This is a genomic window from Thalassospira profundimaris WP0211 (assembly GCF_000300275.1).
In the GTDB taxonomy this organism is placed as follows: Bacteria; Pseudomonadota; Alphaproteobacteria; order Rhodospirillales; family Thalassospiraceae; genus Thalassospira; species Thalassospira profundimaris.
Genome location: NZ_AMRN01000012.1, coordinates 1 through 16,528 on the forward strand (window position 1 = coordinate 1; position 16,528 = coordinate 16,528).

General features: G+C 55.5%; 14 protein-coding genes and 1 tRNA gene. 13 read left to right on the top strand and 2 right to left on the bottom strand.

From position 1 onward, the window contains the following. Positions 1-65 precede the first annotated feature (65 nt). Positions 66-142, top strand: a tRNA-Met gene (locus tag TH2_RS18435). A gap of 200 nt (positions 143-342) precedes the next feature. On the opposite strand, the gene TH2_RS18440 is transcribed toward TH2_RS18435, so the two are convergent. Continuing rightward, positions 343-2,304 carry a 3-hydroxyacyl-CoA dehydrogenase NAD-binding domain-containing protein gene (locus TH2_RS18440; RefSeq protein WP_008891961.1) on the bottom strand — a complete coding sequence of 654 codons (1,962 nt, stop codon included), beginning with the start codon at positions 2,302-2,304 and terminating at the stop codon, positions 343-345. Between the two features lies 1 nt (position 2,305). Then, on the bottom strand, positions 2,306-3,142 hold the full coding sequence (locus TH2_RS18445; RefSeq protein WP_008891962.1) for an alpha/beta hydrolase: 837 nt from the start codon (positions 3,140-3,142) through the stop codon (positions 2,306-2,308). Between the two features lie 180 nt (positions 3,143-3,322). Between TH2_RS18445 and TH2_RS18450 the strand changes: the two genes are divergently transcribed. The 12 genes from TH2_RS18450 to TH2_RS18505 all read left to right on the top strand — a co-directional run bounded on the left by TH2_RS18450 (position 3,323) and on the right by TH2_RS18505 (position 16,528). Further along, positions 3,323-5,617: a bifunctional salicylyl-CoA 5-hydroxylase/oxidoreductase gene (locus tag TH2_RS18450; protein WP_040824648.1), complete on the top strand. Its 2,295-nt coding sequence runs from the start codon at positions 3,323-3,325 to the stop codon at positions 5,615-5,617. Between the two features lie 6 nt (positions 5,618-5,623). Next, the gene (locus TH2_RS18455) at positions 5,624-6,382 is read left to right on the top strand and encodes an SDR family NAD(P)-dependent oxidoreductase (RefSeq protein WP_008891964.1); all 759 of its coding nucleotides are present in this window, start codon (positions 5,624-5,626) and stop codon (positions 6,380-6,382) included. A 2-nt stretch (positions 6,383-6,384) separates the two neighbouring features. Beyond that, positions 6,385-6,879 (top strand): MarR family winged helix-turn-helix transcriptional regulator, encoded by a 495-nt coding sequence (locus TH2_RS18460; RefSeq protein WP_143588777.1) that lies wholly within the window; start codon positions 6,385-6,387, stop codon positions 6,877-6,879. Further along, positions 6,872-7,684 carry an enoyl-CoA hydratase family protein gene (locus TH2_RS18465; RefSeq protein ID WP_008891966.1) on the top strand — a complete coding sequence of 271 codons (813 nt, stop codon included), beginning with the start codon at positions 6,872-6,874 and terminating at the stop codon, positions 7,682-7,684. Before TH2_RS18460 ends, TH2_RS18465 begins: the two co-directional genes overlap by 8 nt. Further along, a complete protein-coding gene (locus tag TH2_RS18470) occupies positions 7,684-8,835 on the top strand; it encodes an acyl-CoA dehydrogenase family protein (protein ID WP_008891967.1) in 1,152 nt (383 codons plus the stop codon). Before TH2_RS18465 ends, TH2_RS18470 begins: the two co-directional genes overlap by 1 nt. Positions 8,836-8,860: 25 nt before the next feature. Next, positions 8,861-10,486: an AMP-binding protein gene (locus TH2_RS18475; RefSeq protein WP_008891968.1), complete on the top strand. Its 1,626-nt coding sequence runs from the start codon at positions 8,861-8,863 to the stop codon at positions 10,484-10,486. Then, a complete protein-coding gene (gene kynU, locus TH2_RS18480) occupies positions 10,483-11,676 on the top strand; it encodes a kynureninase (protein WP_008891969.1) in 1,194 nt (397 codons plus the stop codon). Before TH2_RS18475 ends, kynU begins: the two co-directional genes overlap by 4 nt. Position 11,677: 1 nt before the next feature. Further along, positions 11,678-12,526, top strand: a complete 849-nt coding sequence (gene kynA, locus TH2_RS18485; protein WP_008891970.1) for a tryptophan 2,3-dioxygenase — start codon at positions 11,678-11,680, stop codon at positions 12,524-12,526. Between the two features lie 137 nt (positions 12,527-12,663). Next, positions 12,664-13,803 (top strand): ABC transporter substrate-binding protein, encoded by a 1,140-nt coding sequence (locus TH2_RS18490; protein WP_008891971.1) that lies wholly within the window; start codon positions 12,664-12,666, stop codon positions 13,801-13,803. A 79-nt stretch (positions 13,804-13,882) separates the two neighbouring features. Beyond that, the gene (locus TH2_RS18495; RefSeq protein ID WP_008891972.1) at positions 13,883-14,800 is read left to right on the top strand and encodes a branched-chain amino acid ABC transporter permease; all 918 of its coding nucleotides are present in this window, start codon (positions 13,883-13,885) and stop codon (positions 14,798-14,800) included. Beyond that, positions 14,800-15,786, top strand: coding sequence for a branched-chain amino acid ABC transporter permease (locus TH2_RS18500; protein ID WP_008891973.1), 987 nt, complete (start codon positions 14,800-14,802; stop codon positions 15,784-15,786). The genes TH2_RS18495 and TH2_RS18500 overlap by 1 nt, the downstream gene beginning before the upstream one ends. Next, on the top strand, positions 15,779-16,528 hold the full coding sequence (locus tag TH2_RS18505) for an ABC transporter ATP-binding protein (protein WP_008891974.1): 750 nt from the start codon (positions 15,779-15,781) through the stop codon (positions 16,526-16,528). The genes TH2_RS18500 and TH2_RS18505 overlap by 8 nt, the downstream gene beginning before the upstream one ends.

Below are 16,528 nucleotides of genomic sequence, written 5' to 3' on the forward strand. Positions count from 1 at the left end.
CCGCTTCAAACATGAGCGGCGTTATCTGTTTAAAGCCCAGCGCCTAAACAGATATATCACCCTGACGCGGGGTGGAGCAGCCCGGTAGCTCGTCAGGCTCATAACCTGAAGGTCGCAGGTTCAAATCCTGCCCCCGCAACCAAAATAAAGCCCTTAACTCAATGAGTTAGGGGCTTTTTTGATTCTTGGCTTGTGGCGGGCTTTTTTAATGTTCGATTGACGGGTGCATATGGATTGGAACATCGCAAACAGGCCAATGCCTGTTTGCAGGTTCTTTGCGTAGGCCATAGGCCGGAGCTGAGCGAGCAAAGCGAGCGCTAATCCTGCCCCCGCAACTCTCTCCTAATCCTCATTGCCAGTCATAAACATCGGCCCACCCTTGTGCCTCGGGAAGCCATAGCCATTGACCATGACAACATCAATGGCATCAGCATTGTTGGCGATCCCTTCAGCGAGGATCTTGTCGCCTTCACTGCGCATCGCACCAAGGATGACATCCAAGATTTCCGTGCTGGTGAAATCACGCCGGGTAATGCCTTTTTTAGCTGATTCGGCAATCACCAATGCATCGACCTCCGGATCCGGCTGAGCCTTGCCATTGTCGTCATAGTGATACCAGCCAAGGCCGTTCTTTTTGCCAAAACGCCCCATCTCACACAGATAATCTCCCAAGGCGACGTAACGTTCGGCCGGATCGCGGAACGGGGCGAGGCGTTTGCGGGTTGCCCAGGAAATCTCAAGGCCCGCCATATCCTGCATGGCAAACAGGCCCATCGGGAAGCCGAATTCGACCATGGCGGCATCAATTTGATCGGGCAATGCGCCGTCTTCGAGCATGTATTCACAATGCTTGCGATAAGCCGACATGATCCGGTTGCCGATAAAGCCATCGCAAACGCCGCACGGAACGGCAATCTTGCCAAGGGCGCGGGCAAACTCGAATGCGGTTGCAAGGCTTTGGGCGTCGGCCGACTTAGTCCGCACTACTTCAAGCAGCTTCATGATATGGGCGGGCGAGAAGAAATGCAGGCCAATCACGCGTTGTGGATTGATGCACCGTGATGCGATTTCGTTGATATCAAGATAGGATGTGTTTGATGCAAGGACTGCATCGGCCTTGCAATGAAGACTTAGTTTGCCAAAGACATCGTGTTTAACCGCCATATCTTCAAACACGGCCTCGACCACCAGATCGGCGTGGGATAAGGCAGCGTAATCAATGCTGGTCGAAAGGGACGCCATCAGCGCATCAAATCGATCCTGACTGATCAGACCGCGCTTGAGGCTGCCAGCAATGTGTTTTTCAACCGTCGCACGGCCATTGTCACAGGCAGCTTCATCTCGTTCGATGATCGTGACATCAAAGCCCGCGAGCAGTGACGCGGTTGCTATGCCAGCCCCCATGATACCGCCGCCAATCACACCGACCTGGTGGATCGGGTTTGGTTCGACACCTTTGAGTTCGGGCAGTTTGGCAACAGAGCGTTCGGCAAAGAAGATGTGACGCAGCGCCTTTGACTGATCGCTGTCACGCAGTTCGATGAATTTTTCGCGTTCAAAATCAAGGCCTGCATCCGGTCCGTGTTCGATGCCATTTCGGATGGCAGAAATAGCGGCAAGCGGGGCGACCTGACCACGCGCCTTCTTTTTCGTCGCGGATGTTATGTCATCCCATTGCGCAGAGCTCGGCGCATCAATGGGATCCCTCGCAAGAAGCCATGCCGGTGTTCCACGACTGAGGATGGTTTTGGCAAAGTCGCGTGCGGCATCGCCCAAGGCGCCGTGGGTAATGGCATCAAGTAAGCCGATCTCGTTGGCCTTGGTGGCCGATATTGGTTTGCCGCTGGTAATCATCGAGACGGCTTCGCTAACCGGGATCAGGCGCGGCAAGCGGGTCGTGCCACCCGCGCCCGGGATCAGGCCGAGATTTACTTCCGGCAGGCCAAGTTTGGCGGTGCTATCGGCAATGCGGTAATGACAGCCAAGGGCCACTTCCAGTCCACCACCAAGAGCGTGCCCATGAATGGCGGCGATGAACGGTTTGGTTGCGGCCTCTATGCGTTTGATCACGTCGGGCAGGATCGGCGCCTTTGGCGGTTGGCCAAACTCGCTGACATCGGCACCGGCGATGAAGGTCTTGCCGTCGCAAATCAGAATCGCGGCGCGGATGTCATCATTGCCATCAATCTGATCCAGGGCATCGACGATCCCGCTGCGCACAGCGTGGCTGGTCGCGTTAATCGGCGGGTTGTTGATGGTGATAACGGCAATGGCGTTTTCAAGTGTCAGTGTGACAGTCGACATTTTAGGCGTCCTCTGCACTGATGGGGGTAAGCAGACAGGCAACGAGATCGGAATCCGGGTCGGCGAGATCGGCAATCACATTGAAATGATGTTTGTCCGGGGCATGTACACTTCGCGTGCGGGCGCCAAGACCGGTCCAGATATTGGCCAGCAGATCATTCTGGCGAACAAATTCCGGGCGTTCATCGGCCCCGACCCAGCAGGTGATCGAACATGGCAAGGCGGGCTTCAGAAGGGCAGCACTTTCACGTTCGGCTTCGGCCGCGTCCAGTCCGAGGGTGTCGTTCATGGAGGTCCGCAGCAGCGGGCGAAGATCATGAAGGCCGGAAATGGAAACCGTGTTTTCAATCCGTGCCAGAACGGAGGACGAAAGCGGCGACGTGTGGCTGACCATACGGCTGACAAGATGGCCGCCGGCCGAATGCCCCGTGATGTGGATCGGACCCGCGATCTGATCTGCGGCATGCGTGATGGCAGCCCCGACCTGGCGGGTAATGTCGGAAAGGTGTGCGTCGGGGGCGAGTGTATAGCTTGGCATGCAGACAGCCCAGCCTCTGGTCACGGCACCATTTGCCAGGTGCGACCAGCTGGATTTGTCAAATGCCTTCCAGTAGCCGCCATGCACGAACACGACCAGACCTTTGGGCGTGCCGGTTGGCAGGAAAAGGTCATATTTTTCGCGAGGGGCGTTGCCATAGGCGATGTCAAGCCGGGCGCGATTGTCGCCACTGAGCTCGTCGCGAAACTTTGCCGACTGGGTCGCCCAAAGTTCCGGATAGGTTGCGGCATCGGCAATGTAATCGCCATTGGCATAAGCATCATCCCAGTCGGTAATCATGGTCGGTTCCCTGAATTTTCGTACAGCACCTGTCTGGTGCATTCTGGTAATGGATCAAATTCTAGGCAAATCCATAGATATTTCAAACTTAAAATATATGTGCTTGAAATAAAATAAAACGAGGCGTACCGTTTTATCAGTTTCCCGAAACAACCAAACAAATCAGGAAGGGAAAAGCTGGTGAGAGTAGCTTGTCTGGGTGGCGGTCCTGCGGGGCTTTATTTTGCAATCTCGATGAAATTGCGCGACCCCGCGCATGAGGTTGTTGTGATTGAACGCAACAAGCCTGATGACACATTTGGCTGGGGCGTGGTGCTGTCCGACGAGACGCTGGACAATCTGGCCGAGAATGACACCAAAAGTGCCGAGGAAATTCGCGCCAACTTTTCCTATTGGGATGACGTTGCGGTTCAGTATCGCGGCGAAAAGACGATTTCCACTGGTCACGGGTTCTGTGGCATTGGGCGTAAAAAGCTTCTGATCCTGTTACAAGATCGGGCACGCGAACTTGGTGTGGAGTTGCGCTTTGAGACCGAGGCCGAAAGTGCCGCGCATTATGCCAAGGAATTTGATCTTGTCGTTGCCAGTGACGGCCTGAATTCCAGAACCCGCACCGAATTTGCCGAACATTTCCAGCCTGATATTGATACCCGCAAATGCAAGTTTGTTTGGCTGGGTACGCATCAGAAATTCGATGACGCCTTTACCTTTATCTTTGAAGAAACCGACAAGGGTTGGGTCTGGGCACACGCCTATCAGTTTGATGACGAAACCGCGACCTTCATTGTCGAATGCACTCAGGAAACCTGGGATGCCTATGGCTTTGGCGAGATGTCGAAGGAAGAGTCGATTGCGACCTGTGAGGACATCTTCAAGGATCATCTCGGCGGTCACAATCTGATCAGCAATGCGCTCCATATTCGTGGTTCGGCCTGGCTGAGCTTCCCGCGGGTTTTGTGCAAAAGCTGGTCGCATGAAAACATCGTTTTGATGGGCGATGCGGCGGCGACCGCGCATTTTTCCATTGGGTCAGGCACCAAGCTTGCACTTGAAAGTGCGATTGCGCTGGCGAACTACCTGCATTCCGAAGGCGACCTTAAGTCCGCCTTTGGCAAATACGAAGACGAGCGCCGTCTTGAGGTCCTGCGGCTGCAGTCAGCTGCACGCAACTCGATGGAATGGTTTGAGGAAATCGAACGTTATTTCGATTTTGATCCGACCCAGTTTACTTATTCGCTTCTGACCAGATCGCAGCGCATCAGTCACGAAAACCTGCGCCTACGCGATGCAAAATGGCTTGAAGGTGCGGAAAAATGGTTCCAGACGCAGGCGGGCCTTCCGGAAAGTGCGCCGGTGCGCCATCCGATGTTCGTGCCCTATCAGTTGCGCGACATGTCGCTTAAGAACCGCATCGTTGTCTCGCCGATGGCACAGTACAAGGCGGCTGATGGCTGCCCGACCGACTGGCATCTGGTGCATTACGCCGAGCGCGCAAAAGGCGGGGCAGGGTTGGTTTATACCGAGATGACATGTGTATCGCCGGAAGGCCGCATCACACCGGGCTGCCCGGGGGCCTATGATGCAAGCCATGAGAAGGCCTGGGCGCGGATTACGGATTTCATCCATGCCGAGACGGATGCCAAGGTCTGCATGCAGATCGGTCATTCCGGGCGGAAGGGTTCGACCCAGCTTGGCTGGGAAGAAATGGATGCACCATTAAAGGATGGCAACTGGCCGCTGATGTCGGCATCTGCCATCGCATGGTCGGACCGCAATGCGGTGCCAAAGGCCATGACGCGTGAAGACATGGATATGGTTCGTGATCAGTTTGTTGCATCTGCCAAAATGGCCGATCGCGCAGGCTTTGACATGATCGAGGTTCATGCCGCGCATGGTTATCTTCTGTCCTCTTTCATCAGCCCGGTCAGCAATATCCGCGATGATGAATATGGTGGGTCGCTTGAAAACCGGATGCGCTATCCGCTTGAAGTCATCAATGCCGTCCGTGCGGCATGGCCCAAGAACAAGCCGATGTCGGTCCGTATTTCGGCCAATGACTGGGTCGGTGATGCCGGTATTACGCCCGAAGAAGCGGTCGAGATTGCCAAGATGCTTAAGGCCAATGACGTCGATATTTGTGACGTTTCGGCGGGGCAGACGACAACGGATGCCAAACCGGTTTATGGTCGCATGTTCCAGACGCCGTTTTCCGACCGTATCCGCAACGAAGCCGGTATTCCGACCATGGCGGTTGGCAATATCTATGAGGCAGATCACGTCAATTCGATCCTGATGGCCGGGCGTGCTGATCTTGTTTGTCTGGCGCGACCGCATCTGGCCAATCCGTATTGGGCGCTGCATCAGGCAGCCAACCTTGGCAACCGCACCGAAAACTGGCCGGCGCCATACTATGCCGGGCGTGATCAGATGTGCCGTCTTGCCGAGCGGGCTGAAACCATGACCGGAAAGGTATAAGCACGGATGACCGATCTTGCCGTTCATAACGCATTGATCACCGGCGGCGGTTCCGGTGTCGGGGCCGTGATGGCCCGGATGCTGGCCGATAATGGTGTGAAGGTGGCTGTTTCCGGGCGGCGATCAGATGTGCTGGCTGAAGTTGCCGAACATCAAAACATCACTGCCATCGTGGCCGATGTCACCGATGAAACATCAGTGCAAGATATGTTCACAACCATGGTCGATGTGGTTGGCACCCCTGATCTGGTGATCGCCAATGCCGGCATGGCCGAAAGTGCCCCGATTGGTAAAACATCGGTCGATCTTTGGCAACGGACCATGGATGTCAATCTGACCGGGACGTTTTTGACGTTCCGTGAAGGATTGGCTGCGATGGACAAGACCAAGCCGGGGCGGCTGATTTCCATTGCCTCGACCGCTGGGCTTAAGGGTTATGCCTATGTTACGGCTTATTGTGCGGCAAAACATGGCGTTGTGGGCACGGTCAAGGGCATGGCGGCGGAATTGGCCAACAGCCCGATCACGATCAATGCGGTTTGCCCGGGTTTCATGGAAACGCCGATGTTGGCAAAGTCGGTTGAAAACATCGTTGCCAAAACCGGTATGAGCAAGGACGCCGCGCGCGCAAGCCTTGCCAAAATCAATCCGCAAAACCGGTTCATTCAGCCTGAAGAGGTTGCTGAAACCGTCATGTGGCTTTGCAGCTCCAAGGCGGCATCGATAACGGGACAGACGATTTCCGTTTCGGGAGGAGAAGTATGAACATGAACAAATCCGAAGCACTTTCCGAACGGGCAGGAAATGAGACGTCTGATCTGTCGAAGGCACGTTTACGCGCCTGGCTGCAAATCCTGAAGGTGTCGCGAAAGATCGAAGGCGAGCTGCGCGAAAAGATGCGCCTTGAGTTCGGATCAACGCTGCCGCGCTTTGACGTGCTGGCCGCCCTTTATCGCGAACGTGATGGCATGCGCATGAGCGAGCTTTCAAAGTCGCTGATGGTATCAAACGGCAATGTTACAGGCATCGTTGATCGTCTGGTGGCAGAGGGATTGGTTGTTCGCATGCCGGTCGAAAATGATCGCCGGGCATCGATTGTCCGCCTGACCAAGGCGGGTGAAAAGGATTTCGCTGAACGTGCGCTGGTACATGAAGGTTGGGTTTCTGATCTGTTTTCCGATCTGTCGTCTGGCGATGCCGATGCCCTGATCCGCATCCTGCGCAACATTTCTCATCATAACGAGGCGCCCCACCATGACTAAGATGGCAAACATCACGCCCAAACATTTCAACTGGCGCATGGAAGGCGACGTTGCGGTCATTTCGCTTGATCGCCCGGATCGCAAGAACCCGTTGACCTTTGAAAGCTATGCCGAGCTTCGCGATACATTCCGCGATCTGGTCTATGCCGATGACGTCAAGGCGGTCGTGTTTGGTTCGAACGGGGGCAATTTCTGCTCTGGCGGGGATGTGCATGACATCATCGGCCCGCTGATCGACAAGGACATGAAGGGCCTTCTGGAATTCACCCGCATGACCGGTGATCTGGTCAAGGCGATCATTGGCTGTGGCAAACCGGTAATTGCCGCGGTCGACGGTGTTTGTGTCGGGGCCGGGGCGATCATTGCCATGGCATCTGATCTGCGACTGGCGACGGCGGCGTCCAAAACCGCGTTCCTGTTTACCCGGGTCGGGCTTGCCGGATGTGACATGGGGGCATGTGCCATCCTGCCGCGCATCATCGGACAGGGCCGCGCTGCAGAGCTTCTTTACACCGGCCGATCCATGTCGGCGGAGGAAGGCGAGCGTTGGGGCTTTTATAATCGTCTGGTCGAGGCAGATGCGCTTGAGGCCGAAGCGATTGCACTTGCAGCCCGTATTTCCCAAGGCCCGAACTTTGGTCACATGATGACCAAAACCATGCTGGCCCAGGAATGGAATATGTCGATCGAACAGGCGATCGAGGCCGAAGCACAGGCGCAGGCGATTTGCATGCAGACCGAGGATTTCAATCGCGCCTACAAGGCATTCGTTGCCAAGGAAAAACCGGTGTTCGAGGGTGACTGATGGCAGATAAGACCTATCTTGATTGGCCATTCTTTGAAGACCGCCATCGCGAACTGGCGGCCAAGCTTGATGATTGGGCTGCGGCCAATATCAAGGGCATCAATCACGAGGATGTCGATGCGGCCTGTCGCGATCTTGTGGCACGCCTGGCCAGTGGCGACTGGTTGCGTCATGCCGCGGTTGATCCGGATGATGCGGGATCAAAGCTTGATGTCAGATCGCTTTGTCTGATCCGTGAAACACTGGCGCGTTATGACGGGCTTGCTGATTTTTCATTTGCGATGCAAGGGTTGGGGAGTGGCGCAATCTCCTTGTTCGGGACAAACGACCAGAAAGATAACTGGTTGCCAAAAGTACGTTCCGGCAAGGCGATTGCCGCCTTTGCACTGACCGAACCGCAATCGGGCTCGGACGTTGCCAATATCGCGCTTGAGGCAAAGCGTGATGGCGATGACTTCGTGCTGAACGGTGAAAAAACCTGGATTTCGAACGGCGGCATTGCCGATTTCTATTGTGTCTTTGCCCGCACGGGTGAAGCCCCCGGTGCCAAGGGACTTTCGGCCTTCATCGTTCCGGCGAACGTGTCCGGCTTTGAAATCGCTGAGCGCCTTCACACCATCGCGCCGCATCCGTTGGCACGTTTGAAATTTACCGATTGCCGTATTCAGGCCTCCGCCCTGATGGGCAAGGGGGGGGATGGGTTCAAGATCGCGATGTCGGTTTTGGATGTTTTCCGATCGACCGTTGCCGCAGCCGCCCTTGGCTTTGCGCGTCGCGCACTTGATGAAACCATCACCCGCGTTCAGGAACGCGAACTGTTTGGCGCGCCACTTTTTGATTTGCAGATGGTTCAGGGGCATGTCGCGGACATGGCGCTTGATATCGATGCCTCGGCCCTTCTGGTTTATCGCGCTGCCTGGCTTAAGGACAGTGGTGCTGCGCGGGTTAGTCGCGAAGCGGCAATGGCCAAACTTTATTCAACCGATCATGCACAAACCGTCATCGATAAGGCGGTGCAAATTCATGGCGGCGATGGTGTGCGCAGCGGGCACATCGTTGAATCGCTTTACCGGGAAATTCGCGCCCTTCGCATTTATGAAGGCGCATCCGACGTCCAGAAAATAATCATCGCACGGCAAACGCTGGCGTAATAATGGCTGTATCAGGGACTTCACAATGCTCGGACCAACCGCACATACCGATAGCTTCACACGGGACAAGTTGCCCCCGTTTGCAGAATGGCCGGATATCAATCTGGATGGGTTTGATTATCCCGAATATCTGAATGCCGGGGTCGAACTGACCGACAAGATGGTCGAACAGGGGTTTGGCGATAACACAGCCCTGATCGGCAATGGGCGCCAGCGTACCTATAAGGAACTGGCAGACTGGACCAACCGGATCGCCCATGCATTGGCCGAGGATTACGGTGTCAAACCGGGCAATCGCATCCTGATCCGTTCGGCCAACAACCCGGCGATGGTAGCTTGCTGGCTGGCGGCGACCAAGGCCGGGGCGGTTGTGGTCAATACCATGCCGATGCTCCGTGCCGGTGAGTTGGGCCAGATCGTTGACAAGGCCGAGATCGAATTTGCCCTGTGTGACACGCGCCTGATGGATGAACTGGTGGCGTGTGCCAAGGACAGCAAGTTCCTTAAGAAGGTCATCGGCTTTGACGGTACGGCCAATCATGATGCGGAGCTTGATCGCATTGCGCTGACCAAATCGGTCAAGTTCGAAGCGGTCAAGACCGGGCGCGATGATGTTGCCTTGTTGGGCTTTACATCGGGCACCACGGGCAGTCCGAAGGCGACCATGCATTTCCACCGTGATCTTTTGATCATTGCCGATGGCTATGCCAAGGAAGTGCTGAATGTCACCCCTGATGACGTGTTTGTCGGCTCCCCGCCGCTGGCCTTTACGTTCGGGCTTGGCGGGCTTGCGATCTTTCCGTTGCGGTTCGGGGCGACGGCGACCTTGCTTGAAAAGGCGTCTCCACCCAACATGATCGAAATCATCGAAACCTATAAGGCAACGGTTTGCTTTACCGCACCGACCGCATACCGGGTGATGTTATCAGCCATGGAAGATGGTGCTGATCTGTCATCGCTGCGCGCCGCCGTTTCGGCCGGTGAAACCCTGCCGGCCCCGGTCTATGAGGCGTGGATGGCAAAAACAGGTAAGCCGATGCTTGATGGCATTGGCGCGACCGAGATGCTCCATATCTTTATTTCCAACCGATTTGGTGACAGTCACCCGGCCTGCACCGGTCGCCCGGTGACGGGGTATGAAGCCAAGATTGTCGATGACAAAATGAACGAAGTACCGGTCGGAACCGTTGGGCGCCTTGCGGTTCGTGGTCCCACGGGATGCCGTTATCTGGATGACGTGCGTCAGAGCGTCTATGTCCGCGATGGCTGGAACCTGACGGGGGATGCGTTCTTTGTTGATGAAGACGGCTACTATCATTTTGCGGCACGCAACGACGACATGATTGTGTCATCGGGCTATAACATCGCCGGGCCAGAGGTGGAGGCGGCGTTGTTAGCACATGCGTCGGTTGCGGAATGTGCGGTTGTTGGCGCACCCGATGAAGAACGCGGAACGATTGTTCAGGCCCATATTGTCCTGGCCGAAGGGTTTGATCCAACGCCCGAGATGGCCAAAGCGCTTCAGGATCATGTAAAAGCGACCATCGCGCCGTTTAAATATCCGCGCTCCGTCGTCTTTATCGAGGCGTTGCCAAAAACCGCGACTGGAAAAATCCAGCGCTTCAGACTGAAACAGGAACCGTCTGCATGACCGACTTTGCCGCCACCAAATCCCTGTTCCATATCCCGGAAGGTGTGATTTACCTTGATGGGAACTCGCTTGGTGTGCTGCCGAAAACCGCAGCCAACCGCGCCAAGGAGATGATCGAACAGGAATGGGGGGAAATGCTTATCCGTGGCTGGAACGATGCCAAATGGATGGAGCAACCCGAACGTGTCGGCAATCTTGTCGCACGTTTGATCGGGGCGGCACCCGGTACTGTGGTGATGGGCGATACCCTGTCGATCAAGGTCTATCAGGCATTGGCAAGTGCGGTTGAAATGCGCCCGGATCGCAAGGTGATCGTTTCTGATAATGGCAACTTCCCGACCGATCTTTATATGGCAGATGGCCTGATCAAGTCGCTTGATCGTGGTCATGTGTTGAAAACACCGAACCCTGAAGATGTCGAAAGCCTGATCAACGAAGATCTGGCGGTGCTGATGCTGACTCAGGTGGATTACCGCACGGGCCGCATGCACGACATGAAACGCCTAACCGATCTGGCGCATGCCGCTGGCGCATTGGTGATTTGGGATTTGGCGCATTCGGCCGGGGCTGTGCCGGTTGACCTAACCGGATGCAATGCCGATTTCGCTGTGGGTTGTACGTACAAGTATCTGAATGGTGGTCCCGGTGCACCGGCCTTTATCTATGTCCACCCGGATCATGCAAAATCTGCCCGTCCGGCGCTTTCGGGTTGGCTTGGCCATGCGGCGCCCTTTGCCTTTGATCCCGATTATACCCCAGCACCGGATGTATCGCGCATGCGTGTCGGCACCCCGCCGGTTATTCAGATGACCGTGTTGGAAGAAGCCATGAAGGCATGGGACGGCGTTGACATGGCCGATATCCGCAAACGCAGTATCGAGCTGTGTGAGCAATTCATCGCCGGGGTCGAGGCAAATTGCCCGATGCTGGAACTGGCAAGCCCGCGCAATCCCCAAGAACGTGGATCGCAGGTGTCGTTCAAGTTTGATCAGGGCTATGCCGTCATGCAGGCCTTGATCGCCCATGGTGTGATTGGTGACTTCCGCGCACCGGATGTCATTCGCTTTGGCTTCACCCCGCTTTATATCGACAAGGGTGATGTTGATGGTGCGGTGAAAATTTTGGCTGAAATCATGGAAACCCGCGCTTGGGACAAGCCGGAATTCCACAAACGCAACGCGGTGACCTGAGATGGCAAAGCAGACCTCGCCATATGATCCAAGCACGGAAGGTGCGCGCACGGATTTCTCCGATCAGATGTCCTATGGGGATTATCTGTCGCTTGATGCGATCCTGACGGCCCAGCATCCGCAATCGGATGCCCATGATGAGATGCTTTTCATCATTCAGCACCAGACGTCAGAACTTTGGATGAAGCTTGCCATTCGCGAAATCAGTGCGGCCCGTAGGGCGATCCATGGTGGTGATCTGCGCCCGGCGTTCAAGATGCTGGCGCGTGTGTCGCGCATTTTCGAACAGCTTAACAACGCATGGGATGTCCTGCGCACCATGACGCCAAGCGATTACACGACGTTTCGCGATGCGCTTGGCCCGTCTTCGGGGTTCCAATCCTATCAGTACCGATTGATCGAATTCATGCTGGGCAATCGCAACCACGCGATGTTGCGCCCGCATGCGCACCGCGAAGACATCACCGAAATGCTCAAGGCGGAGCTGGCAACACCAAGCCTTTATGACGAAGCTCTTTGCTTGCTGAATGCTGAGGACGGGATTGAGGTGCCAGCAGACGTTCTAAACCGTGATGTGTCGGCACCCTATGCGGCTGATGATGCGGTGATCGCCGCCTGGCAAAAGGTTTACAGCGATCCGGGGAAATACTGGTCGCTTTATGAATTGGCGGAAAAGCTGGTCGATTTCGAAGACTATTTCCGGCGATGGCGCTTTAACCATGTCACGACGGTCGAACGCGTGATCGGGTTCAAGCGTGGCACTGGAGGCACGGGAGGCGTCAGTTACCTGAAGAAAATGTTGGAAGTAGAACTGTTTCCGGAACTCTGGCGGGTTAGAACCACGCTTTGAGGATGGACGGACCGGATGCAAATACTGCAAAATCAGGGGCAGGCATCAGGTTCACTAAAACCGTGACGCATAAAGACATAAATGTCGCGGGATCAACGTGTTGCTAAATGAAAAATTGTATAAACACGGAGGCTTAAATGAAGGGTATTAAGACAACCATCGCAGCAGCTGCTGCTTTGCTTGCAGCCGGAGCTGCGCAGGCAGAGCCGGTCAAGGTGGGTATGATCACCACACTTTCTGGCGGTGGTGCAGGGCTTGGTATTGATGCACGTGACGGCTTCATGCTTGCTGTCAAACAGGCGAACAATCCCGATCTTGAAGTCGTAATCGAAGACGATCAGCGCAAACCTGATATCGCGGTTCAGCTGGCCGATAAAATGATCCAGCAGGACAAGGTTGATGTTCTGACCGGTATCATCTGGTCGAACCTTGCGATGGCGGTTGTGCCGTCTGCGGTGGCTCAGGACAAGATCTACATGTCGGTTAACGCGGCACCGTCACAGCTGGCAGGCAAGGGCTGCAACAAGAACTATTTCAGCGTTTCCTATCAGAACGACAACCTGCATGAAGCCGCCGGTGGCTATGCTTCGAGTGCGGGTTATGAAAAGGCGTTCATCCTTGCGCCGAACTATCCGGCTGGTAAAGATTCACTGACCGGTTTCAAGCGTTTCTTCTTTGGCGATATCACCAACGAAGTTTACACCAAGCTTGGTCAAACCGACTACGCAGCTGAAATTGCACAAATTCGTGCATCAGATGCGGATCACGTATTCTTCTTCCTGCCGGGCGGCATGGGCATCGCGTTCATGAAGCAGTATGCCCAGTCTGGCGTCGACAAGCCGCTGATTGGTCCGGCCTTCTCGATGGATCAGGGCATCCTCGGTGCCGTTGGTGACGCAGCACTTGGTGTGAAAAACACCTCGAACTGGTCGAAAGATATCGACAACCCGACCAACGCAGCTTTCGTTGAGACCTTCCAGGCTGAATATGGTCGTCTGCCGTCGCTCTATGCATCGTTTGGCTTCGATACCGCCAATCTGCTGCTGTCGGCGATGGATAAGGCAAGCATTTCGGACAAGGATGCCTTCCGTGAAGCCCTGCGTGCGGCTGATTTCAATTCCGTGCGCGGCAAGTTCACCTTCGGTCCGAACCAGCATCCGATCCAGGATCTGTATGTCCGTGAAGTCGTCAAAGAAGGCGATGTGCTGACCAACAAGATCATTGGTACGGCGCTGACGGATCACTCTGACGCCTATGCGTCGGAATGCTCGATGTAATAAAGAGCTGACAAGAGGCCGGGGGCCGGTTTCGATTTTGTAGTTGGCCCCCGACCACCTTGTGACGGAGTTTCCAATAATGTTCTCTCTTTTTCTGGAGCAGCTGTTAAACGGCCTTCAGTCCGGGGTGATGCTGTTTTTAATGGCATCGGGGCTGACGCTGGTTTTCGGTGTGATGGGGCTGATTAATCTTGCCCATGGCTCCCTTTATATGATCGGTGCGTTTGCCTGTGCGGCTGTGGCTGCATGGACCGGGTCTTTCTGGCTGGGGCTTGTCGCCAGTCTGATGGCGGCTGCCATTGCCGGTGCGCTGGTCGAAATGTTGATTATCCGCCGTCTTTATAACCGTGATCACCTTGATCAGGTTCTGGCGACTTTTGCGCTTATTTTGATTTTTTCCGAAGGCACCCGCTGGATTTTCGGATCCTTCCCGCTGTTTTTAAGCGTGCCTGATTTCCTGACCGGCACTGTTATTTTGCCGGGTGGATCGCAATATCCGCTTTTCCGTTTGGCCATTATTGTTGCCGGGCTTGCTGTTGCGGTCGGTTTGTTCCTGTTGATTGGCAAAACCCGTCTTGGCATCCGTATCCGCGCGGGCGAGGCTGACCGTGGCATGATCGCGGCCCTCGGTGTCGATATTGATCGTCTTTACACCATTGTCTTTGCCCTTGGGGCTGCGTTGGCCGGGCTTGCTGGTGCCTTTGTTGGCACGACCCAGTCGGTTCAGGTTGGCATGGGTGAACCGGTTCTTATTCTGGCCTTTGTCGTGATCGTCATTGGCGGTATCGGCTCCATTAAAGGCGCGTTGGTCGGCTCCTTGCTGGTTGGGTTTACCGACACGATGGGGCGGTTCCTGTTGCCGCATGCTTTTGCGACCTTCCTTGATCCGTCAAGTGCCACGGCGATTGGCTCGGCACTGGCATCCATGTTGATTTATATCGTGATGGCGCTGGTTCTGTTCCTGCGGCCAAGCGGTCTGTTCGGGGCGACTTCCTGATGACCATGAACCGCGAGTTTCTCATTAATTCCATCCTTGCGATTGCGCTCATCACCGTTCCGCTGATCGCGCTTGGCATGGATGAACCTTTCATCATTACCCTTGCCACAAAGGTCGCGATCTTTGCCATGGCCGGTGTCGGGCTTAACCTTGTGCTGGGCTATGGCGGGCTTGTGTCGTTCGGGCATGCGGCGTTCTTTGGTATTGGCGGTTATGCCGCCGGTATCCTTGCCAGTCATGCGCTGAACTATGAACCGATCATGGAAAGCCCGTTCCTGATCGAAGGCACAACCCAGATGATCATCATCTGGATTGTTGCCCTGATCGTTTCGGCACTGGTGGCGCTGTTGATCGGGGCGATCACGCTGCGCACCAGCGGGGTCTATTTCATCATGATCACGCTGGCCTTTGCGCAGATGATCTATTACTTCGCGATCTCCTGGCCGGCGTATGGCGGGGAAGACGGGTTGTCGATCTATGTGCGCAATGGCTTCCCGGGGATCAACACCCTTGATCCGATCAGCTTCTTCGCGCTTTGTGCCGTGATGCTGGCGATTGCGATGGTGTTCTCGGCCGTTCTGATCCGCTCACGTTTTGGTCTTGCCCTTCAGGGGGCGCGTCAGAATGCGCAACGCATGACGGCGGTTGGCATTGCGCCGTTTCGCATTCGACTGGTGGCGTTTGTGATTTCGGCGATGATCACCGCCCTTGCCGGTGCGCTTTATGCCGACCTCAACCGTTTTGTCAGCCCGACAATGCTGTCCTGGCATATGTCAGGGGAAATCATGGTGTTTGTCATTTTGGGCGGGGTTGGTCGTTTGTTTGGCCCGCTTGCCGGTGCGGCCCTTTACATCATTCTGGAACACCTTCTGGGCGGTGTCTGGGAATTCTGGCAGTTGCCGTTGGGTGTCCTGCTGCTTCTGGTCGTGCTGTTTGCGCGCGGTGGACTTGTCGGTGTTCTGGCGGGGGAGCGTAAACATGTCTGATGCCATTCTTTCGCTTTCCGATGTCACCAAGCAGTTCGGGTCGCTTCTGGCCAGTGACAGTGTCACGCTTGATCTGCGACCGGGCGAAATTCACGCCCTGATCGGTCCGAACGGGGCAGGCAAATCCACCCTGATCAAACAGATCGCGGGCGAGATTAAATCTGATCGTGGCGATATCCATTTCAACGGTCAGAACATCAACGCGCTTGATGCGGTGGCGCGATCCCGCATGGGGCTGGCCCGAACGTTTCAGGTGTCATCCCTGATGCCGGAATTCTCCGTCCTGCAAAACGTCATGCTGGCGCGCCAGTCGGTCAGCGGCAAAGTGTTCCGGTTCTTTAAGCCGGTGTTGGGTGACAAGTCGCTGGTTGATCCGGCGATGGCACAGCTTGAACGGGTTGGCTTGGCGGATCGTGCGCAAATGCGTGCAGCCGACATTTCGCACGGGGAACGTCGCCAGCTTGAAATGGCCGTCGCCCTTGCCCTGGAACCCAAGGCGTTTTTGTTGGATGAACCGATGGCCGGTATGGGGCCGGAGGGTTCCAAACGCCTGACCGGGTTCCTTGATGGATTGCGTGGACAGGCACCGATCCTTCTGGTCGAACATGACATGGATGCGGTCTTTGCGCTCGCAGACCGGATTTCGGTTCTGGTGTATGGCCGGATCATTGCCACCGGCACGGTGGACGAAATTCGCGGCAATGATGATGTCAAACGTGCCTATCTCGGGGAGGAAGCCTGA